The 20,913-nt window shown below is 67.9% G+C and carries 20 protein-coding genes; 5 read left to right on the top strand and 15 right to left on the bottom strand.

What is annotated here, in order from left to right; translation table 11 throughout:
- Positions 1–810: reverse transcriptase domain-containing protein (locus AOM45_RS44875; protein WP_156249775.1), on the top strand; the 810-nt coding region annotated here is incomplete at its 5' end.
- Here AOM45_RS44875 and AOM45_RS44870 read toward each other — a convergent pair.
- Entirely contained in the window at positions 743–1,663 is a 921-nt protein-coding gene (locus AOM45_RS44870) for a helix-turn-helix domain-containing protein (protein WP_156249774.1), read from the bottom strand. The genes AOM45_RS44875 and AOM45_RS44870 overlap by 68 nt on opposite strands.
- Positions 1,664–1,738: 75 nt before the next feature.
- Between AOM45_RS44870 and AOM45_RS44865 the strand changes: the two genes are divergently transcribed.
- A complete protein-coding gene (locus AOM45_RS44865) occupies positions 1,739–2,251 on the top strand; it encodes a DUF402 domain-containing protein (protein ID WP_030472740.1) in 513 nt (170 codons plus the stop codon).
- A 62-nt stretch (positions 2,252–2,313) separates the two neighbouring features.
- Here the strand turns inward: AOM45_RS44865 and AOM45_RS44860 are convergent, their stop codons facing one another.
- The 9 genes from AOM45_RS44860 to AOM45_RS44820 all read right to left on the bottom strand — a co-directional run bounded on the left by AOM45_RS44860 (position 2,314) and on the right by AOM45_RS44820 (position 15,057).
- On the bottom strand, positions 2,314–2,874 hold the full coding sequence (locus tag AOM45_RS44860; RefSeq protein WP_030472741.1) for an acyltransferase: 561 nt from the start codon (positions 2,872–2,874) through the stop codon (positions 2,314–2,316).
- Positions 2,871–3,953 (bottom strand): DegT/DnrJ/EryC1/StrS family aminotransferase, encoded by a 1,083-nt coding sequence (locus AOM45_RS44855; RefSeq protein WP_030472742.1) that lies wholly within the window; start codon positions 3,951–3,953, stop codon positions 2,871–2,873. Before AOM45_RS44855 ends, AOM45_RS44860 begins: the two co-directional genes overlap by 4 nt.
- Complete coding sequence (locus AOM45_RS44850; RefSeq protein ID WP_030472743.1) at positions 3,950–4,597, bottom strand: NeuD/PglB/VioB family sugar acetyltransferase; 648 nt, start codon at positions 4,595–4,597, stop codon at positions 3,950–3,952. The genes AOM45_RS44855 and AOM45_RS44850 overlap by 4 nt, the downstream gene beginning before the upstream one ends.
- 7 nt (positions 4,598–4,604) lie before the next feature.
- A complete protein-coding gene (locus AOM45_RS44845; protein ID WP_236704062.1) occupies positions 4,605–9,323 on the bottom strand; it encodes a DUF4082 domain-containing protein in 4,719 nt (1,572 codons plus the stop codon).
- 291 nt (positions 9,324–9,614) lie between these two features.
- Complete coding sequence (locus tag AOM45_RS44840) at positions 9,615–10,751, bottom strand: DegT/DnrJ/EryC1/StrS family aminotransferase (protein WP_236704061.1); 1,137 nt, start codon at positions 10,749–10,751, stop codon at positions 9,615–9,617.
- Positions 10,752–10,960: 209 nt separating this feature from the next.
- Positions 10,961–11,935 (bottom strand): NAD-dependent epimerase/dehydratase family protein, encoded by a 975-nt coding sequence (locus tag AOM45_RS44835; protein ID WP_030472746.1) that lies wholly within the window; start codon positions 11,933–11,935, stop codon positions 10,961–10,963.
- The gene (locus tag AOM45_RS44830) at positions 11,932–12,957 is read right to left on the bottom strand and encodes a Gfo/Idh/MocA family protein (protein ID WP_236704060.1); all 1,026 of its coding nucleotides are present in this window, start codon (positions 12,955–12,957) and stop codon (positions 11,932–11,934) included. The genes AOM45_RS44835 and AOM45_RS44830 overlap by 4 nt, the downstream gene beginning before the upstream one ends.
- Before the next feature lie 14 nt (positions 12,958–12,971).
- Positions 12,972–14,465 (bottom strand): sugar transferase, encoded by a 1,494-nt coding sequence (locus tag AOM45_RS44825; RefSeq protein ID WP_081902697.1) that lies wholly within the window; start codon positions 14,463–14,465, stop codon positions 12,972–12,974.
- Positions 14,466–14,841: 376 nt separating this feature from the next.
- Positions 14,842–15,057, bottom strand: a complete 216-nt coding sequence (locus tag AOM45_RS44820; protein WP_030472749.1) for an RNA-binding S4 domain-containing protein — start codon at positions 15,055–15,057, stop codon at positions 14,842–14,844.
- A gap of 90 nt (positions 15,058–15,147) precedes the next feature.
- Here AOM45_RS44820 and AOM45_RS44815 point away from each other — a divergent pair, with 90 nt between their 5' ends.
- Positions 15,148–15,840, top strand: a complete 693-nt coding sequence (locus AOM45_RS44815) for a DUF2306 domain-containing protein (protein WP_081902698.1) — start codon at positions 15,148–15,150, stop codon at positions 15,838–15,840.
- On the opposite strand, the gene AOM45_RS50270 is transcribed toward AOM45_RS44815, so the two are convergent.
- The 5 genes from AOM45_RS50270 to AOM45_RS44800 form a co-directional block, all read right to left on the bottom strand.
- Entirely contained in the window at positions 15,759–15,959 is a 201-nt protein-coding gene (locus tag AOM45_RS50270; protein ID WP_081902699.1) for a hypothetical protein, read from the bottom strand. The genes AOM45_RS44815 and AOM45_RS50270 overlap by 82 nt on opposite strands.
- A gap of 153 nt (positions 15,960–16,112) precedes the next feature.
- Positions 16,113–16,529 (bottom strand): SLATT domain-containing protein, encoded by a 417-nt coding sequence (locus tag AOM45_RS44810; RefSeq protein ID WP_030472751.1) that lies wholly within the window; start codon positions 16,527–16,529, stop codon positions 16,113–16,115.
- Positions 16,526–17,728 (bottom strand): TRP family putative cation channel, encoded by a 1,203-nt coding sequence (locus AOM45_RS44805; RefSeq protein WP_030472752.1) that lies wholly within the window; start codon positions 17,726–17,728, stop codon positions 16,526–16,528. The genes AOM45_RS44810 and AOM45_RS44805 overlap by 4 nt, the downstream gene beginning before the upstream one ends.
- A 43-nt stretch (positions 17,729–17,771) precedes the next feature.
- Positions 17,772–17,930 carry a hypothetical protein gene (locus tag AOM45_RS52060; protein WP_169774301.1) on the bottom strand — a complete coding sequence of 53 codons (159 nt, stop codon included), beginning with the start codon at positions 17,928–17,930 and terminating at the stop codon, positions 17,772–17,774.
- A complete protein-coding gene (locus tag AOM45_RS44800; protein WP_030472753.1) occupies positions 17,927–18,646 on the bottom strand; it encodes an HAD family hydrolase in 720 nt (239 codons plus the stop codon). Before AOM45_RS44800 ends, AOM45_RS52060 begins: the two co-directional genes overlap by 4 nt.
- A gap of 36 nt (positions 18,647–18,682) precedes the next feature.
- On the opposite strand from AOM45_RS44800, the gene AOM45_RS44795 reads away from it, so the two are divergent.
- Together AOM45_RS44795 and ku are read left to right on the top strand one after the other, a co-directional pair.
- Positions 18,683–20,068 carry an SDR family oxidoreductase gene (locus tag AOM45_RS44795; protein WP_030472754.1) on the top strand — a complete coding sequence of 462 codons (1,386 nt, stop codon included), beginning with the start codon at positions 18,683–18,685 and terminating at the stop codon, positions 20,066–20,068.
- A gap of 127 nt (positions 20,069–20,195) precedes the next feature.
- Positions 20,196–20,858 (top strand): non-homologous end joining protein Ku, encoded by a 663-nt coding sequence (gene ku / locus AOM45_RS44790; RefSeq protein ID WP_081902700.1) that lies wholly within the window; start codon positions 20,196–20,198, stop codon positions 20,856–20,858.
- Positions 20,859–20,913 lie beyond the last annotated feature (55 nt).

The following is a 20,913-nucleotide window of genomic DNA, read 5'->3' as shown; positions in this document are numbered from 1 at the left end:
GTGCCATGGGACCTCATCGTCACAGCGGTGGAGGAACACGCCGACGCCCCATGGGTCGTGCTGTATGTGAAGCGGTGGCTGCGAGCGCCGCTGCAACATGCGGACGGCCGCCTTGTGCAACGGGATCGCGGCACCCCGCAAGGGTCCGCGGTCTCACCGGTGCTGGCGAATCTGTTCCTGCACTACGCGTTCGACGCGTGGATGGCACGGGAGTTCCCGACCGTCCCGTTCGAACGGTACGTCGATGACGCCGTCGTGCACTGCGCCAGCAAGGCCCAGGCCGAAACTGTGGCCAGGGCGATAGCGCAGCGGATGGAACAGGTCGGGCTGCGACTGCACCCCGACAAGACGAAGATCGTGTACTGCCAGGACGGCAAGCGGCGAGGCTCGCACGAGCACACGTCGTTCACATTCCTGGGATTCACGTTCCGGCAGCGGCGGGCGCGGGGCAAGAACGGGAACTTCAACAGGTTCTTGCCCGCGATCAGCAAGGACGCCCTGAACAAGATCAACGCGGAAGTGCGGTCCTGGCGGCTGCACCGACGTACCGGTCACTCCTTCGCCGACCTCGCAGGCAGGATCAACCCTGTCGTGCGAGGCTGGATGCAGTACTACGGAGCGTTCTACCGCTCCGCCCTGTATCAACTCCTGTCGCGCATCAACGCCTACCTGATGCGCTGGATCCGTAAGAAGTACAAACGGTTGCGGGCCAAGAAGAAATCCTTCCAGTGCTGGTGGGGAATCACGCAGCGACACCCCCGCATGTTCGCGCACTGGACCTGGGTAACTTCGGTCCCGCGCGTCTGGTGACCAGAGTGACAAGAGCCCGGTGACGGGAGACTGTCACGCCGGGATCTGTGGGAGCCCAGGGGTGAAACTCCCCTGGGCTACCCGACTCCAGGGCGACCGCATCCAACCGCTCAAAGAGCTTCCTGGTCGCTGCGATGGCCGCATCGTCCTGGACGAATACCTTGGCCAGGTCGGACTCCGTGTAGGCCAGGGGTGCTGCCTTGGCGAACTCGAACAACGTGCACTTCGAGCGGAGCGTGACGGGTTTGACGCTCGCGGGTACAACTCGCAGGATGTGCGCGTTGAAGAGAAGGCGCAGGTACTGGTCCTCCATGACCTTCGCGTCGCCGATCCGCATCCGCAGCGCCAACTCGTGCACGTAGAACAGGCATTCGGGGCGGTACGGCCGCTGCCAGATGCTCTGCCGCCCCATGCGGCGCGAGACACCGTCCTCGACTTCTTCCGGCGAATGGCATCCGACCTCCGTGAACAGCGCGCGTGCGAAGGACTCCGTCTGCAGAAGACCCGGAATCGCCAAGACTTCGTAGACGAAGATCTTCGTTGCCATCGACTCGGCCATGGTGAGTGTGCGCAGTGTGGTCGGCCCCTGGGCGAAGTACAGGTCGAAGGCGTGGCGGTAGCGGTTGCCGAAGTCCTGGAGGTAGTCGAGGTCCTTGCCGCACGTCGCCAGGTACTGGGCGAGGTCGACGTCGCTCGCGCGGGCCTTGCCGGTCTCGATGTTCGACACCTTGCTCGGGTCCCACCCGAGTTGGGCGGCCATCGCGCGGCCGCCGAAGCTGGTGCAGGTCTCTCGTATCCTGCGCAGCTCGTCGCCCAGATCGCGGCTGTACGCGGTGGAAATGATCGCGGTCATGCTCTTGCACGCTAACCGTTGAAGCAACTCCAAAGAACGGCTCGTTCGGGTGAAAACAGACGGTACCGTCGCGTCATGGGGGAAAACGAAGTCCAGGTCGTGGTCCGCAAGTTCGACGGCAGTCCGCACCGGCACATTTCCATGATTCGGCTGGGTGAGGACGAGTACGGGATCTGGCTCGGTGCGAGGATCGGGACGATCTGCAGCGACGGCAGCCGGATCGCGTTGTACGCGACCGAAGAGCGCCGAGTCATGCTCTTTCCTCACGATGCCTGGTGGACGGCTCTGTTTCAGGCAGCTCCGGCTCGCCTGGACGTGTACTGCGACATCACCACCCCGGCCCACTGGCCGCACCCCGGGGAAGTGACCACGGTCGACCTGGATCTGGACGTCTGCCGCACACGGGCCGACGGGTCCGTCTTCGTCGACGACGAGGACGAGTTCGCGCTGCATCAGATCCGCTACGGCTATCCGCCGGACGTCATCGCACGTGCCGAGGCGACCTCCGGGTGGCTGTCAGCAGCACTGCGCGAGCCTGCGGAACCTTTCCGAAGCCGCTATCGCACGTGGCTCGACCAGGTCAGTTGACCTGAACACACGCAAGAGCCGCCGAAGCCTGCAAGCAGGGCTCCGGCGGCTCAGGAAGCGCGCTAGAGGGCCTTCAGGCCGTCCGGGGTCTCCTCGTGCCGGGTACCGCACTCCTGGCACGCCAGGTCGCCGTCGAGCCGCGCACCGCACGCGCAGACCCAGCCCTTGATCACCGCCGGGTTGCCCGCCACGAACGCGTGCGCCGGCACCGAGCGGGTGATCACGGAACCGGCCGCGGCGAACGCGTGCTCGCCGATCTCCGTGCCGCACACCACGACCGTGCCCGCGCCCAGCGTCGCGCCGCGGCGGACCAGCGTGGTCTCCAGGGCGTCGCCGGTCTTCTTGATGTGCGCGCGGGGGCGCAGGTCGTTGGTGAACAACACGTTCGGGCCGAGGAACACGTCGTCCTCGCACGTCACGCCGTCGAAGACCAACGTGCTGTTCTTGACCGTCACGTTGTTGCCCAGCACCGCGCGCGACTCGACGAACGCGCCGTCGCAGATGTTGCAGTCACGGCCGATGCGCGCGCCTGGCAGCACGTGCGCGAACGCCCACACGCGCGTGCCCTCCCCTACGTCGTCGGACTCGCACAGTCCCTGGGGGTGCACCCGCACGCCGCTCATCGCAATGCCTCCGTCAGCGCTTCAACGACCCGAGCCTGCTGCGACTCGGTGATCTCCGGGAACAACGGTAGCGACAACAGCTCCGCGGCCGACGACTCGGCGACCGGGAACGCGCCGTCCAGCGAAGCGAACGCGCCGGTCTTGTGCAGCGGCGTCGGGTAGTGGATGCCGGCACCGATCCCGGCGGCGTGCAGAGCAGAAAGCACGCGGTCGCGGTCCGGCACGCGCACTACGTACAGGTGCCACACCGGTAGGTTGCCGTCCAACACGACCGGCACCCGCACGCGTTCGACGTCGGCGAGCATCTCGGTGTAGCGCTGTGCAGCGAGACGGCGCGCCTGGTTCCAGCCCTCCAGCCGGCGCAGCTTCGCGGACAGCACCACGGCCTGGAGCGTGTCGAGGCGGCTGTTGAACCCGAGCACCGGGTGCTCGTACTTGCGCGGCGACCCGTGCTCGCGCAGCAGCTTCACCGACTCGGCGATGGCGTCCGACGTGGTGAGCACCGCGCCGCCGTCGCCGTACGCGCCGAGGTTCTTGCCGGGGTAGAACGAGGTGGCGGCGGCGACGCCGAGGCCGCCGACGGCGACACCGTTGCGGCGTGCGCCCTGGGCCTGGGCGGCGTCCTCGACGACCGGGAGGCCGGCGGGCAGCAGCTCGACCGGCGCGGCCTGGCCGTACAGGTGCACCGGCACAACGGCCTTGGTGCGGGAAGTGACCACAGAGGACACCTGCGAGTGGTCGATCAGCAGCGTGTCGTCGACGCAGTCCACGAGCACCGGCGTCGCGCCGCAGCGGGCGACGGCTTCGGCCGTGGCGATGAACGTGTTGGCGGGCAGGACGACCTCGTCACCGTGGCCGACGCCCAGCGCACGCAGCGCGAGCTCGATCGCGTCGGTGCCGTTGCCGACACCGATGGCGTGCGGAACTTCCTGGTAGGCAGCGAACTCCGACTCGAAGCGGGCAACCTGCGGGCCGTTGATGAAGGCTGTCGTCTTGAGCACCTCTGCCCAACCGTCGGCCACCTCGTCGGCCACCTGTTCGTGCTGGGCACGCAGGTCCACCAGCGGAATCTCGATCACGCGCTCTCCCCACGCAACGGGCGGGCCGGCACGCCGGCCCACGTCTCTCCTGCCGGAACATCCCGCAGGACAACGGCTCCCATGCCAACCACCGCACCGGAACCGATCTTCACACCCTCGCGCACCATGGCTCCCTGTCCCAGGTACGCGGATTCCCCGACGTGCACCGAACCCCCGAGCGAGGCACGGCCGGCGAAAGTCACGCCGTCAGAAACGACGTCGTCGTGAGTGATCAGCACGTGGGGCATGGCCACCACGTGCCGGCCAACGGAAAGCGGGGTCGTGATCACGACACCCGCGAGAAGAACCGTGCCGCAGCCCAGCGTCGCGCCGGAGGTCACGGCCGCCGGGTGCACGATCGTCGCCCACCGCTGCTCCGGCAGGTCGAGTCGCGACACCAGCGAGAGGCGGGACAACGGCCGTCGCGCGTTGGCGATGCACGCCACGACGGCCGCGTCCGGATGTTGGTCGATCTGGTCGAGCCCGCCCAGCACGGGCACCCCGTCGATCAGGGTGCCGTGCAGGGCGGTGGAGTCGTCCAGAGCCCCGATCGGGTTCCAGAGCTCCGGGAGGAGGCGGACCGCCGCGATCACCTCGCGAGCGAGTCCACCTGCCCCGATGAACAGCAGTGGTCGTGCAGTCACAGCGGTATCACTGGAACACCACGTCCACCCAGTAGTTGCCACCGTTGTAGGTCGAGGTCGGGAACCCGGACCCGCCGGTGAACACACCGGCCGACGCCGAGGCGGCGAGCGGCGGCGAGGTCACCGAACCGAAGTAGCCGGAGTTCACGGCGTAGTGACCCGTGGTGGTCGTGTAGGACGCCACGTACGTGGTTCCCGCCGTGATCGACACCGGCGACGAGAACGTCAGCGTCTGCCAGCCCGACTCGGTCTCGTTCGAGAACGTGCCGGTCGCCAGGCGGGTGCCGTCCGCGGACCAGAGCGATCCGGTGTGGGTGCCGGTGTTGCCGGCGCCCTTGTAGAACTTCACACCGGTGATCTGGCCGTTCGCCGTGGACGTGAACTTCACGCCCAGCTCGTACGCTCCGGCGTCGTCAGCCGAGGTGACGGAAGGCACCGTCGCCGCGCTGAACAACGAGCACGGACAGGTCTGCGTCGTCGCCGAGGTGAACGACCACGTGACCGGGTTCGCCATGACGTTGCCGAACGTGTCACCGATCTTCGCGCTCACCGAGTACACAGTGGACGCTGCGAACCTCGCGGCAGGCGTGAAGGTGACCATCCTGCCGTCCGGCGAGAGCGCCAGCGTGCCACCGATCTTCGCGCCACCGGGGTCGGTGACCGAGAACTGCGCCGTGCTCAGGTCGACCGCCTCGTCGAACGACACGGTGATCGTCGAGGTCAGGTCCACTTCGGACGCACCGGACAGCGGCGTGTGCGACTGCGCCACCGGCGCGGTGTTGTCCGCGTTCGGCTGGTAGACGACGTCGACCCAGTAGTTGCCGGAGCCGTACGTCATCGTCGGGAACCCAGTGCCAGGAACGAACACGCCGTTCTGGTCCTGCGGTGCCGTCAGCGGCGGCGAGTTCACCCCGCCGGTCGAGAAGTACCCGCCGTTCACCGCGTAGTGGCCGGTGGTGGTCGTGTACGACGCGGTGTAGGTCTGCCCGGCGCTGACGATCACCGGCTGCGAGAACGTCAGCGTCTGCCAGCCGCTCGCGGTCTCGTTGCCGAACGTGCCGGTCGCGAGACGCTGACCGGAGGCGCTCCACAGCGAACCCGTGTGCGTGCCGGTGTTGCCCGCGCCCTTGTAGAAGCGGACACCGGTGATCTGGCCGGACTGCGACGGGCTGAACCGCACACCGAGCTCGTACGCGCCGGCGTCGTCGGACGACGTCACCGTCGGCACCGTCGCCGTGCTGAACAGCGAACACGGACAGGTCGGCGTGGTCGTGGTCGTGAAGCCCCACTCCGCGGGTGTCGGCATCGCGATGCCGTTGACGTCCGCGATGCCCACGTGCGCCTGGTACCGCGTGCCGGCGACGAGCTTGCCGGACGGCGTCCACGTGACCGTCTTCTGGTCGGCGGACAGCGACACCGAGCCGGAGAGCTTGGCGCCCTTGGGGTCCGTCAGCCAGATCTGTGCCGACGCGGGGTCGACCGGTTCGTTGAACGTCGCCGTCAGCGTGGTCTGCAGGCCCACGTTCGTCGCGTCGACGGCCGGCGTGCGGTTCGTCAGCGACGGCGGCGTGGTGTCGCCGTTGAGACCGTTGCGGTAGATGGCGTCGACCCAGTAGTTCGTGGCGTTGTACGACGAGTTCGGGAACCCGCCGCCGCTGCCGTAGCGGTAGACGCCGTTGCCGCCGTCGACACCGTTCGCGAGCGCGTGCAGCGACTGGTAGTCCGCGCCCTGGCCGTTGAAGTAGCCGGAGCTGACGGAGTACCGGCCGTTCGGGGCGTAGTACGACACGACGTAGGTCGTGTTCGCCTGCACCGCCACCGGCGAGTTGAACATCAGCTTCTGCCAGCCGGACGTGGTCTCGGCGCTGAACGTGCCCTGAGCCAGCAGCTGGCCGGACGAGGTCCACAGCGAGCCGATGTGCGTGCCGGTGTTGCCGGTGCCCTTGTAGAAGCGGACGCCGAGCACCTCGCCCTTGCCGTCGAAACGGACCTTGGTGCCGAGCTCGACCGCGGTGTTGTCACCGGCGTCGATCACCGCCGGTGCCGCGAAGTCGTCCCAGATCGTGCACGGGCAGGCCGCGGGGCGCGGCGAGCCGGTCGTGAACGTCCAGTTCGACTGCGACGACATGTTGTTCGACGCGTCCGCGGCCTTCATCGTGACCGTGTAGGACGTCGCGGCCGCCAGTGGTGCCGACGGCGTGAACGTCACCGTGCGGGCGTCGGCCGACAGCGACTTCGTGCCGGTCACCGCGCCGGACGGGCCGGTCACCGTGACGACGGCCGAGTTCAGCGTGACGTTCTCGTCGAACGTGCCGGACACCGTGGTGTTGAGCGCGACCGAACCGGCGTTGGACACCGGGGACATCGCGGTCTGGATCGGCGCGCGGGTGTCGGGACCGGGGTCCTGCGCCCACACCACGTCGACCCAGTAGTTGGTGTTGTCGAACGTGCTGTTCGGGAAGCCGGCGCCGAAGCGGAACACGCCGTTCGGTCCGTCCACACCGGACTTCAAGCCGGTGACGGGCTCCATGTACGCCTGCTGGTCGTAGAACCCGCCGGAGTCGTACGCGAAGTGCCCGGTCGGCGTGTAGTACGACACGATGTAGGTCGTGTTGCCGGTCACCGCGATCGGCGACGGGAAGAGCAGCGTCTGCCAGCCCGTCGGCGACTCGTTGGTGAACGTGCCGGTGGCGAGCAGGTCACCGTTGGCGGACCAGAGCGAACCGGTGTGCGTGCCGGTGTTGCCCGTGCCCTTGTAGAACTTCACGCCACGGACGTAGCCGTTGCTCGCGGCCTTCCACTTCACCCCGAGCTCGAGCTGCGAGGCGTCGTCGGCGGAGGTGACCTTCGGGACCTCCTGGCCGGAGAACATGCCGCACGGACAGGTGCGGGCGGCCACGTTCGGCGAGGCCTGCACCGGGGTGGACAGGTTCAGCGAGTCGTCGACGGCGCGGACCCGCAGGGCAGCGGCGCCGGACTGCGACGGCGTGTAGGTGTAGCTCCACGTCGTCTGGCCCGCCTGCCAGGTGGCGTAGTGCCAGCGGGTGCCGCCGTCGGTGGACACCTCGACGCCCGCGACCTTGCCCGCGGCGTCGATCACGGTGCCGCTGAACGTGTACGGCTGCCCGACCGTCGACTGCGACGGCAGGTTCGTGATCTGCACGCCGGGTGCGGCGTTGTCGTTGATGGCGCCGGAGATGACGAGCTGGTCCGCTCCCCACAGCTGGTAGGGCTGCACGCCCATGTCCGCGAGGAAGTTGACCGTCGCCTGCTTGATCCGCTTGTCCGACGTCGGCGTGTTGGTGAGGAACGCGTGTTCGTCGTCCACGCCCCACGCCCACTGCACCGTGCCGGCGCCGAACACCAGCGCACCGGAAGGCGCGCGGTAGTAGGTGATCGCGTGCGTCTCGGGGCCGCCGCCGTACTCGTCGCCGTAGTTCTTCAGGCCGTAGTAGCCCTCGAGGTTCACGGTCGTGCGCGACATCTGCGCGACACCGGCGGGCTGGAAGCCGTTGTCGTACACGGTGTTCCACTCGTAGCCCAGCGTGCCGGGCTGGAACGTGTACGTGCTGCCGGAGGTCATGCTCTGCAGGTCGGTGTTGCGCCAGAGCCGCATCTTGCCGTACTCGGCCGGCACCTTCAGCGCGTCTTCACGACGACCGTTGACGGTGAACATGTTGCCCAGCAACGCGTTCTCCGGCCTGCCACCGTCCTGCGGCGGGCTGTAACGCGGGTCGCGCCACGTGCCGGTCCAGGTGTTCGTGCCGTCGTTCTGGGTGCCCTTGGTCTCCTTGAAGCAGGAGATCGTGCGCCAGTCCGTCTGGGAGGAGTCGATGCTCTTCTCCCACTTGGTCTTCCAGAAGATCTCGTTGCCGGTGAGGAACGCCATGTGCACGCCCGCGTCACGGGCGGCCATCACGTTCGCCATCTGCTCGTTCGACCAGTACTCGTCGTGGCCGACCGCCATGAACACCTTGTGGTTCTTGATCAGGTTGCCGCGGCGCGCCGAGTCCACATCGGTCGTGTAGCTCAGGTCGTACCCGTTGCGCTCCAGGAACCTCAGCATCGGGTACTCGGCGTTGAAGATGAAGTTCTCGTCGCCGTCGCCGCCGGTGTACGGGCGGTTGTAGCTGACCTTGTACGAGCTGCCGCCCTGGCCGGGGCCGTCACCGAAGTAGAGGCTGTTGCCGCCGTAGCGGTTGTAGGCGACCCAGGTGGCGTCGGAGGTCTGGAAGAAGATCTTCGACTGGGAGCTGTCGTCGCGGACGACGAACGCCATCTCGTTCTCGGCACCGGTGTCGTTGCGCGTCATGCGCACGTAGTAGATGCCGGACACGGCGTTGGACGGAATGTTCCAGGTGACCGAAACGGCCCAGTTGCCGCAGTCGATGAGCGCGGTCGGCCCGTCCCGCAGACATGGTGGCTGGTTCTGCGGGGTGTTCCGGTTGACCGTGCCCATGTACCGGGCACCCTTGCCGCCGTACCAACCCATCCGGTAGATGTCGAGCTTGTACGACGACGCGGACGTCAGCATCTTGAAGCTGACGGTCTGGCCGACGTTGTAGCTGATGTCCGTTGTGTACCCGAGGATCGCGTCGTCCCGGTACTGCGCCTGCCAGTTGTCCGCACCGGGCTGCGTGTTCTCACACGCGACCTTGTTGGTGACCGGGAAGTCACATGGTGCGGCGTGCGCGTTCGGTGCGTTGAAGACTCCTAGTACGAACAACGTTGATGCGACTAACGCTGTGATCACAAGCACCCGCACGAGACGCGACTGCTGAGCCACCATTGGTTTTCACCTCTCGGACGGAGTTACCGTGTGTGATCCGCGCACTACGCTGGACAGCACAGGGCTGCTACTCCGAACGTCGGCGATCTCGTTGGAACTGTTACGTGTCAACACAAAAATGTTCCGGTACAACCCGAATCTTTATCTTTCAACCACGTACGGTCAGATGAGGTGTGTGGAGAGTTCCCGACAACGCTGACACTGCTCACTTTCGAGCGCTGTCGTACATCAGGCCGGCACGCGCCCTGCGGTGAGCGCCGCCGACAGCGCCGACACGACCTGGTCCTGTTCGGACTCGGTCATGTCGTGGAACAGCGGGAGGATCAGCGTCCGGGCCGTGAAGGCCTCCGTCACCGGCAGTGCAGCGCTGGGGTGACCCTCGTAGGCGGGTTCGAGGTGTGACGCCATGATCCCGCGCCGTGCCGAGACTCCGCGTTCGGCAAGGCCCGCAAGGACTTCCTGACGGTCCGGCGCGCCTTCCGGCAGCCAGACCCAGAACGACTGGTAGTTGGTCGTGCCGTACTCCGGGTCGCGGACGGCGGTGACGCCGGTGCCTTCCAGCAACTCGTGGTAGCGCGCGGCCAACTCACGGCGACGAGCGATGATCGCGTCCAGTTTGGACAGCTGCACCAGGCCGACGGCGGCCTGGATGTCGGTCATCCGGTAGTTGAACGCGGTCTCCAGGTACTGCTCGATCACGGCGGTGTTGCCGTGGTGCCGATCGGCCGCGGACACGCTCATCCCGTGTTCCCGCAACCGCTTGAGCCGAACGGCCCAGTCGGCGTCGTCCGTTGTGACCATGCCGCCCTCACCGGTGGTGAGGAGCTTGCGCGGGTGGAACGACCAGGCGGCGAGGAGTGCGTTGGTGCCGACCGGCTTGCCCTTGTAGGTGGAGCCGGCCGCGCAGGCCGCGTCCTCGATGACGGCGATGCCCCTGGGCTCGCAGAGAGCTTTGAGCTCGTCGACGTCGGCGGGCACGCCGGCCTGGTGCACGACCATGACCGCGCGGGTCCTGCCGGTGAGGACCGGTTCCACAGTGGACGCGCTGAGGTTGCCGGTGGTGGCGTCGACGTCGGCGAACACCGGCGTCGCACCGGTGTAGCGCACGGCGTTGGCGGTCGCGATGAACGACAGCGACGGCACGACGACCTCGTCGCCGGGCCCGACACCGAGCAGGTGCACGGCGAGGTGCAGGCCCGTGGTGCAGGAGGAGACGGCGACGCCGTGCCGGGCTCCGACCGACGCGGCGAACGCTTCCTCGAACTCGCGGACCCGCGGGCCCTGCGCCACCCACCCGGACCGCACGGCCTCGGCGGCGGCGAGGGCTTCTTCTTCGCCGAGCAACGGCCGCATAACCGGAATCACTTGCGCTACCTCTTCGGTCTGGTGGGACGAACGTTCGTGCTGAGAGGGTGCGGCCGCGGCGCCGTCCGGCCTGGGGGTGTCCGGCGGCGCCGCAGCCGCGGCTTCTGGGATGCGGGCGGGCCGCATCTTGGTGCGGTGCGACCGCGGGTGCCAGACCCGCGGTCGCGACTTCTGCGGACGCGGGCGTGAGACCCGCGACCAGCCTGGTGCTACGCGTTCTGCTTCTCGGCGCGCCACCACGCGACCAGGTCGCGCAGCCCGCCGTCCATCTCGATCTCGGGCTTCCACCCGAGGTCCTTGGCCGCGGCGCTGATGTCGGCGAGCCGGCGCGTCACGCCGTTCACCTTGCGCTCGGGGCCGTGCTCCAGCGGCAGGTCGGAGTCCATCGCGGCGAGCAACGCGAGGGCGAGCTCCTTGAGCGAGGTCTCCTTCGAGGACGCGATGTTGTACACCGTGTCCGTGACCGGCGACTGAGCCGCGAGGATGTTCGCGCGGGCGATGTCGTGCACGTGCACGAAGTCCATCGTCTGCGCGCCGTCACCGAAGATCAGCGGGGACTTGCCGTCGACGATGCGCTCCATCCAGCGGATGAGCACCTCGGTGTACAGGCCGTGGACGTCCATCCGCGGGCCGTACACGTTGAAGTAGCGCAGTGCCACGTAGTCGAGGTCGTACATGGCCTTGAAGCTGCGCAGCATTCCCTCGTTGAACGCCTTCGCGGCGCCGTAGAAGGTGTCGTTGTTGTACGGGTGGTGCCGTTCGTTGGTCGGGAACGACTCCGCGAGGCCGTAGACCGAGGCCGACGACGACGCGATGACCTTCTTCACGCCGGCGGCCGCGGCGGCCTCCAGGATCGTGAACGTGCCGTCGACCAGACACTCCAGCGCGAGGCGCGGTTCCTCGGCGCACTGGGTGATGCGGATGGCGGCGAGGTGGAAGACGAGGTCCACGCCCTCGGTCAGCTCACGGACGAGCGCCTTGTCGTTGATGTCGCCCTCGACGATGCGGACGACACCGGACTTCAGGGCGGAAGCCAGGTTCTCGCGGCGGCCGCGCACGAAGTTGTCCAGCACGACGACCTCGGCCGCACCGGCCTCGACGAGCTGGTCCACCACCGAGGAGCCGATCGTGCCCGCACCACCGGTGACGAGGGCACGCTGCCCGGTGATCGGCTGTGCCGTCATGAAGAAACCCTGCTTTCCACTTGTTGAACGGGAACGAACACTCCGCCGGAGCGCAGCGACTCCGACGCCGCCTCCAGCACCGCGAGGACGCGCAGGCCCGCGCGGCCGTCGGTCAGGGGTGGGCGCTTCTCGGTGATGGACGCCGCGAACTCGGCCATCATCGTGCGCAGCGCCTCGCGTTCCACCAGCGCCGGCGCGACCATGTCGCCGGTGCGGTAGGAGATCTTCTGCTGTTCCACGGAACGGTCGACGCCGCGGTCGTAGATCGACAGCCGCTGCGCCGGGTTGTTGTCGTCCCACACGACCGTGCGCTGCGAACCGCCGATGACCATCGTGCGGATCTTGGTCGGCGACAGCCAGTTCACGTGCACGTGCGTGATCGCCCCGTTGGACAGCCGGACCGTCAGGTGGCCGACGCACGCGACGCCCGCACCGATCGGGTCCGAGCCGTGCGCCGCGACCTCCACCGGGCGAACGTCGTCGGGCAGGATCGCCTCGAAGATCGACAGGTCGTGCGGGGCGAGATCCCACAGCACGTCCACGTCCGGCTGCACCAGACCGAGGTTGATGCGCACCGAGTCGATGTACTGGATGTCACCGATCTCGCCGCCGCGAATGATCTTGCGCAGGTGCTGCACGGCGGAGGTGTAGGCGAACGTGTGGTCCAGCATCAAGGTCAGGCCGCGCTGTTCGGCGGTCTCGACGAGCTTGCGGCCGTCGGAGAAGTTCGCCGCGAGCGGCTTCTCGACCAGGACGTGCTTGCCGGCTTCCAGCGCTGCCATCGCGACGGGCAGGTGCGTGGCGGCCGGTGTGGCGATCGCGACCGCCTGGACCTCGGGGTCGGCGAGCACCTCGTCGAGCGACGCGGTGGCGCGCACCGTCGAGTACTCCCCCAGCACGCGCTGAGCCTTCTCCACGTCGAGGTCGCACAGGTGACGCAGGCGCAACGAGGGCGTGGCCTGCGCGTTGCGGACGAGGTTCGGGCCCCAGTACCCGGCGCCGATGACAGCAATGCCAATCACAGGAGACTTCTCCATCAGTAGGCCCCCTGACCGCCGAAGACGGCGCGGAAGGTCTTCCACAAGATCACGGCGTCGAGCGCGAGCGACCAGTTCTCGACGTAGCGCAGGTCGAGGCGGATCGACTCCTCCCACGACAGGTCGCTGCGTCCGCTCACCTGCCACAGACCGGTCAGGCCGGGCTTCACGAGCAGGCGGCGCCGCACGTCCGAGGAGTACTTCGCGGTCTCCTCCGGCAGCGGCGGGCGTGGACCGACGAGCGACATGCTGCCCGCGAGGACGTTGAACAGCTGCGGAAGTTCGTCGATCGAGTACCGGCGCAGGAACGTGCCGACCCTGGTGATGCGCGGGTCCTTCTTCATCTTGAACAGCAGACCGTGCCCCTCGTTGGCGGCGGCCAGCCTGGTGCGCAACGCGTCGGCGTTGGTGACCATGGTGCGGAACTTGATGATCGTGAACGGCACGCCGCTCTTGCCGACCCGCTTCTGGCGGTAGAACACGGGTCCACGGCTGTCGATCATCACGAAGGCGGCTACGGCGAACATCAGCGGCGCCAGCAGGATCAGCAGGAAGAACGCACCGACGCGGTCGACGACTTCCTTGACCAGGCGGCGGAACCCGCTCAGCGCGGGCTCGCTGACCCGCAGCAGCGGCATGCCGAGGACCGCGCTCATGTGCAACCGCGGGCCCGCGACCTCCATCAGGCCGGGCGAAACGACCATCTCGGCACCGGAACCCTCCAGGGCCCAGGCGAGCTGCTGGAGCCGGCGGGGCGTCCAGTAGGCGTCGGGAGTGACGGCGACGATGCGGTAGCCGCCGCGGCGCACGTGGTCGGCGAGCTCGCGCAGCTGGCCGACGACGGGCACGCCGTCGACCTCCGTGCCGGAGCGGCCGCGGCCGTCGATCGTGCAGATCGCGTCGACGCGCCAGCCCAGGTGGGCGACCCGCTTGGTGCGGTGGATGAGGTCCTCGACGGTGTCCAGGTTGCCGGCGGCGAGGACGGAGAGCAGGAAACGGCCTTCACTGCGGCCGCGGTGCAGCGGGCGGCGCAGCAGATAACGCATGGGGAACGCGACCAGGGCGATCGCGGGTACCACGACGAAGACCCACAGGCGTGCGCCGGGGATGTCGACGGCGAGCGCTCCGAGGCCGAGCGCCACGACTGCACCGAACAAACCCCGGCCCAGTCTTCGGAACTCCTCGGCCCCCTGACCGAGAACGGTCGGCGTCCAGACCCGGTTGATCGCGAGCGATCCGGCGACGACGACCACTGTGAGTATGTCCAGCAGGGCAAGAGAAAGCGGCCCGAAGGCGGCGTGGCGGATGCTCATGACGGCGCCGGTGGCGATGACGACCAGGGCAACGGTCAGCACATCGGCCGTGATCACGGCGTAGCGGTAGCGACTTTCCCACCGGGCGACAGGTGGGTGAGTCTGTCTGTGTTCGGACAGCGGATTGAGCGTGGAGCGCAGCCCGTCGACATCACGGGCAGCGCGGACCTGCTCACTCATCGTTCTGATCTCCCCGGCTCAGCGGCGATTCCGGACGTGCACGTACGCAGGTCACCCCGAGGACCCTGGAACCTGGATCTGTCGCGATCTTCTGCAACGCCTCTTTCAGGCTCGGCGCCCGAAGCTCGCAACCGGTGATTCGCGCGTCCCGGCATCCGCGTTACAGGCCACGGAAAAATCTTTCCCGGATGGCCCGAATATGGGAGTGACGCGCGTCTCACCGTCTTGAAACCCTGGCCGCGCAAGACGATTCCACGTGTCCACTTGGGACATAAAGATTACGTATGCCACGTGGAAATGGTTCAGAAGAGGTCTTCAGGCCCTAGCCTGATCGACTGCGATTGTGCATGCTCTTACCGCTGAACGGAGTAATGTCCTACCTCCGAACGGAAATGCGGACCTCATCACCCTCGACGACCACCACGTCGCCGTCGCGCAGCTGGGCACCGCGCCGCAGCTCCACAGAGCCGTTGACGTGGACTTCCCCGTCCTCGATGAGCTCCTTCGCGTGCCCGCCGTCCTCGGCGAGCTGCGCCAGCTTGAGGAACTGCCCTAGCCTGATCGGCTCTTCGGAGATCTCCACCGTCCGCATGAGCCCATCATCCCAGTAGGGCGCACCCCAGTGCTTGCTCGGGGGCACACACCAGCGCGTTCGGGTGAAGTCGTTGACAGGCTTGAACACATGAAAACTTCGAGGGGACACATCGCCTGGTTGGCGGTGTCCGGAGTGGTGTGCGTCGCGATAACGATCTTCGCCGCGAGCGCGTACGTCACTCTGGACATGGCCCAGGCGCGGCCCGCGTTGCGCGGACCTGTCCATTACGGCCTGCTCGTCACCCACATCTTCACCGGAACGGTCGCCGTCCTGGCGGGTGTCTCGCAGTTCTGGCCGGGTCTGCGCGCGCGGCATCCGCGCGTGCACCGGGTGCTGGGACGCGTGTACTTCGCCGGCGTGCTGCCGTCGTCGTTGCTCGGCGTCGTCGTGGCTCAGCTCTCGCTGTACGGCCTCGCCACGTCGGGACCGCTGACGGTCCTGTCGGTGCTCTGGTTCGTCAGCGCGGTCCAGGGCCTGCGAACGGCACGGCGGCGTCAGTTCGGCGAGCACCGCATCTGGATGATCCGCGGTTTCGCACTGACCACCGCCGCCGTGACCGGCCGGCTGTGGGGACTGCTGCTCGGCGCACTGCTCAACCCTGCCGACGACGCTGCCGGGCTGATGGTCTTCGCCACCGCGAACTGGCTGTCGTTCGTGGTGAACCTGCTGGTCGCCGAGTGGTGGATCCAGTCGCGGGGTTACACCCGCACCTTGCCCTCCTCGGCGCTCAGGCCGAGCATCTCGAGCAGGTCGGCGCAGTCGAGCGCGTCCGTGGCGTGACAGGCCACGGTCCGCGCCGCCTTGCTGTTCTGAATCGTGCTGTGCTCCTTCTCCAGAGCTTTGGCCTCGGCGAAGGTGCCGGTTTCGGGCTCGGCGATCGCGGGACGCGCCCAAGTCATGTCGTGCCTGCTTCCGCATCGGGGGATGCGGTCATCATGACAACGGGATCACCGAAACACCAGAACTTGTGCTTTCCGTAATCGATCACCCACGCTGCGTGCCAACGGTGGGAGCGCTTTCTTCGTTCGCATTTCAAACGATTTTCGCCGGTTTTATCGGCCGTACCTCAGCACCGACTCCACTTCGGTCACAAATGCAACCAGCCGTTCGTCGTCGACGTCATCCGGCGTGGGACCGTCCACCGCGAGCCGTTGCAGCGCAACGGAAGTGGTGGCGCTCTCCCGCGCCAGGCGGCGGAACCCGAACGTCGCCTCGTAGAGCGACACCGCGGTGGCCAGTGCGGCCAAAGTCGTTGCGGCGAAACCCCACACGGCCCTGCGCGGCCCGTCCGCCATCCCCACCGCGGCGGCGGCAGCGGCGGCGATGAAGAGGGCGGCCGCGATCGCGACCGTCCACGTCCGCGCGCTGGAGTACCGCTTGCGGGCACGCTCGAAGTGGTCGAGGCGGTCCTGGAAGCGGTGCCGCAGATAGGCTTCGACGAACTGGGCCTGGCGTTGCTTGTCGCTCATGTCCTGACCACCTCGTGCTTGCGGTCGCTGACCGCGGCCTCCAGATCCGCCACCTTGTCCTGGCGTTCTTCCTCGGTGCCCGGCGCGGGTGACGCCAGGTGCGCGAAGTACAGCGCCCGCAGGCGTTCCGCGCGAGAACGGGCGGTGAGGTACTTGTCGAGCGACTCGCGCTTGCGGGCCACGATCGTGATGGTCGCGGCGAACGCACCGCCCGCCACGACGAGCACACCGGGCCACGGCGTGTCCTTGAGCCACGTCTGCAACGCGGCGAACACCGTCGTCGTCAGCCCGCCCGCGATCGCGAGCACAGCGGTGAGGCGGTAGCGGTTCTGCTCGACCTCGGCCTGCGCGTCGAGCTCCTGGAACGCCGGTGCGACTACCTGGTTGGCGTCGTGGATGGCGTCCGCGAGCGTCGGGTACGCGACGACGAAACCGGGGTCGACCAACGGCCGCGCTTCCGGTGCCCGGTAACGGACCTTGGGCCAGATCCTCGGCGGCTTGACGGGCTTCTCCTTGCCCAGCAACCGTTCCAGCGCGGTGACGACCTTGCCGGCACCTTCGTCGACGTGCACGATGAAGATCTTGCCGCTGCGCACCAGGACCGCGAGGTCACCGGTGAGGTCACCGGTCGCGATGCGGTCGGCGAGGCCACCGGTGCCGGCGATCACCAGCAGCGGCCTGTCCCCGCTGAGGTGGTCGACGACCTCCTTCTCGTTCTCGCCTCCGACGACGAGAGCGATCACCGGCTTCTTGTGCCGGACGGCGTCGATCGTGCGGAACAGCACCGGGGTCGCGTCCGTCCACTCCGAACCGGGGACGATGACGGCGACGCTGTGGTTGGGTTCCAGCGCGATCTGACCGTTGGTGGAGGTTTCGGTGAGGTCGTGGACCTTGCTGCTCGGTGCGACACCGACGACGACGGGCCAGCGCTGCTCGCAGGCCTGCAAAGCCATGCCCAGCAAGTGGACAACGCCTCTGTCGGTACCTTCGGTGACGAACACGGCACTGTTGCGCGCCGCGGTCACGACGACGGATCTGAGCACCGGCAACAACTTCGCGGCGAGATCCGTCTCGATGTCTTCGGTGGAGCCGAAGACCGAGATCACCGTCCGCCCTCGGGGCAAGCCGAGGGCCTTGGGTTTGATGTCGGCGTCCGGCTGGGACAGCCGTTTGACTGTCGGGCCGCCTGCTGTGGGCATGCCGCGCACGATAACGCCGTGATCGATGCCAGACCAGAGCCCGTTAGATCTCATCCTCCTCGTCCACGGGCACTTCCTGCTGCTGCTCGTAGGCGTCGGCCTCGTTGGCCTCCAGCGGCGCCTGCGGCGTCTCAGCAGGCTCACGCGGGACGACCTCCCGCTGCTGCTCCTGCACGTCCGCTTCGGGTGCTTCGGGGTTCATGCCGAGCGGTTTCCCCGGGCGGCGGTCTTCCACACGTGCCTGATCAGCTCGTCGAGGTCGCTCAGGTCGTCGACGACCGCCGTCGCTCCAGCTTCGTGGAGGTCCTGCCTGCTGCTGCGTCCTGTCGCGACGGCCACCAGCCGCACGCCCGCGGTCGTGGCCGCGTAGACGTCGTGCGGGGTGTCACCGATGAGCACGACCTCGTCCGGTGTGAACGGGCGGATGTGCCCGGCGCGTTCGCGGGCGAACCTCACCAGCTCCGCGCGGTCGGCGTGGTCGTCGCCGAACGCGCTCACGTCCCAGTCGACGAGATCCGCGAGCCCGAACGCCTCCAGCTTGATCTTCGCGACGCTTCGGAGGTTCGCGGTCAGCACGCCCTGGTGCACGCGCGGGTCGTTCGCGAAGTGACGCAGTGCCTCCAGCGCGCCGGGCAGCACCTCGCTGTGACCGGGGAGGTCGTGGCGCCGGGTCTCGAAGGAGTTCGCGAGCGCGGTGGCGAGCAGCTGGGACGCCTCGTCGGTGTGCTCGATGTCGTGCTGCTTCAAGATCTCGGCGATGACGTCCAGCTCGGTGCGTCCACCGAGGTCGACGGGGACGCTGAGCTCCCTGCCGAACGCCTGGAGAAACGCCTCGCGGTACATCAGCTTGCCGAAGCCTCGTGCCGAGATCAGCGTGTTGTCGATGTCCCACAGCACCAGCAGTTCGGGCCCGGTCACCGGACCACCACCCCTCCACCCGTAAAATGCCTGCTCATGACCTCGATCGACCCCGCAGAGCTGGAAGTCTGCCTGCGCGTGCTTGCCCAGGTCGAGGACCTGCCCGCGGAGCACGAGGACGCGGTGCGCGTCCGCCGGGCCACCGCGAAGATCTTCAAGGCCGCGAAGAAGTTCCGGAAGTCCGAGCGCAAGGCCGCCATCACGGCCAACGACCGGGCCGTGACGGCGCTCACCGCCACCGGCTCGCCGGACCGCATCGACGACGAGACCCAGGGCCTGCCCCTGGTGTCGAACGCCGTCGGAGCTTCCGCCGGCACGTTGATGCGCGCCAGGTCCTGCTACACGTGCCGCAAGCGGTTCGTCGAGGTGGACGCCTTCTACCACAACCTGTGCCCGTCGTGTGCCGCGTTCAACCACAGCAAACGCGACGCCCGCACGGACCTGACCGGCCGCAACGCGCTGCTGACCGGTGGGCGCGCGAAGATCGGCATGTACATCGCGCTGCGGCTGCTGCGTGACGGCGCGCACACCACGATCACGACCAGGTTCCCGAAGGACGCCGCGCGCCGGTTCGCCTCGATGCCCGACTCCGCCGAGTGGATCGACCGGCTGAAGATCGTGGGCATCGACCTGCGCGACCCGGCCCAGGTGCTGGCGCTGGCGGACGAGGTGGCCGGGCACGGCCCGTTGGACGTGCTCATCAACAACGCCGCGCAGACGGTCCGCCGCTCTGCCGGTGCCTACGCGCCCCTGGCGTCCGCCGAGCACGAGGCGCTGACCGGCGACGCGCGCAGGCCGGAGCTGATCTCGTTCGGCGGCCACGGCCAGCTCGCACTGCCCGGCACGGCCGTTCCCGAGGCGCACTCGGTGACGACCCTGGCGTTGATGGCGGGCTCCAAGGACATCGACGCGGGCGGCCTGGTGCCGGACACCGCGGCGGTGAACTCGTGGATCCAGAACGTCGACGAGGTGGACCCGGTGGAGCTGCTCGAGGTGCAGCTGTGCAACTCGACCGCGCCGTTCCTGCTGATCTCGCGCCTGCGTTCGGCGATGGCGAAGTCGTCGTTCCGGCGCAAGTACGTGGTGAACGTGTCCGCGATGGAGGGTCAGTTCTCCCGCGCCTACAAGGGTTCCGGGCACCCGCACACGAACATGGCCAAGGCCGCGCTGAACATGTTGACGCGCACGAGCGCCGAGGAGATGCTGCAGACCGACGGCATCCTGATGACGGCCGTCGACACGGGCTGGATCACCGACGAGCGCCCGCACCCGTTGAAGATGCGGCTCGCCGACGAGGGCTTCCACGCCCCGTTGGACCTGGTGGACGGCGCGGCGCGGGTGTACGACCCGATCGTGCGCGGTGAGGCGGGCGAGGACCTGTACGGCTGCTTCCTGAAGGACTACGCGCCGGCTGCCTGGTAGGGCTGGTAGGCCTGGTAGGCCGATTGCTGGTCACGCACGTGTCCGAGGTACCCGTCGGACGCACCCGAACGAGCCCTTTCGTCACCGGTCAGGTCTATTCGACCACGTGTTCGAGTACTCATTTGTCATGAGGACTGTGTGGCGGGGAGCACTCCGGTTCGGGATGACGACGATGACGGTGCGGCTGGTGTCGGCGGCCACCGAGCACCGCAGCAGGGTGCACCTGGTGCACCGCGAGGACAGCGGGCGCGTGCGCCATCAGCAGGTGTGCGGCGAGTGCTCGTTGAGGCTGACGCCGGAGGACATCGGTCGGGGCTACGAGCTCGACGACGGCCGCATCGTGCAGATCGACCCCGGCGACCTGCCGACGCCCGAGGACGGCGTGATCGACGTCCAGCAGTTCGCACCGCAGGTCGACCTCGACCCGGTGGCGCTGCACCGCCCGTACTACGTCGAGCCGGACGACCTGTCGGTGCGGTCGTACGTGCTGCTGCGGGAGACGCTGGAGCGCACCAAGACGGCGGCGATCGTGAAGTTCGGGTTGCGGGGCAAGGACACCCTGGCCGCGCTGAGGCCGCAGCACGGGGTGATCGTCCTGCACACGCTGCTGTGGCCGGACGAGGTGCGGGAGCCGCACTTCGCGTTCCTGCACCGCGACACGGAGGTGCGGACCGGGGAGCTGGCGGCCGCGGCGGCGCTGGTGCGGGCGCAGACCCGGCCGTTCAAGCCGCACGACTACCCGAACACGCACCAGGAGGCGTTGCTGCACCTCGTGGAGGCGAACGTCTAGCTCCTGAGGGTGCGGGCGGACGACGCGCGTACCGGGGATGAACGCGGGTCGTCCG

Source organism: Lentzea aerocolonigenes (assembly GCF_000974445.1).
Lineage (GTDB): Bacteria > Actinomycetota > Actinomycetes > Mycobacteriales > Pseudonocardiaceae > Lentzea > Lentzea aerocolonigenes.
Note: the sequence above shows the minus strand (reverse complement) of the source record. Positions and strands in the feature narration are given on the sequence as shown.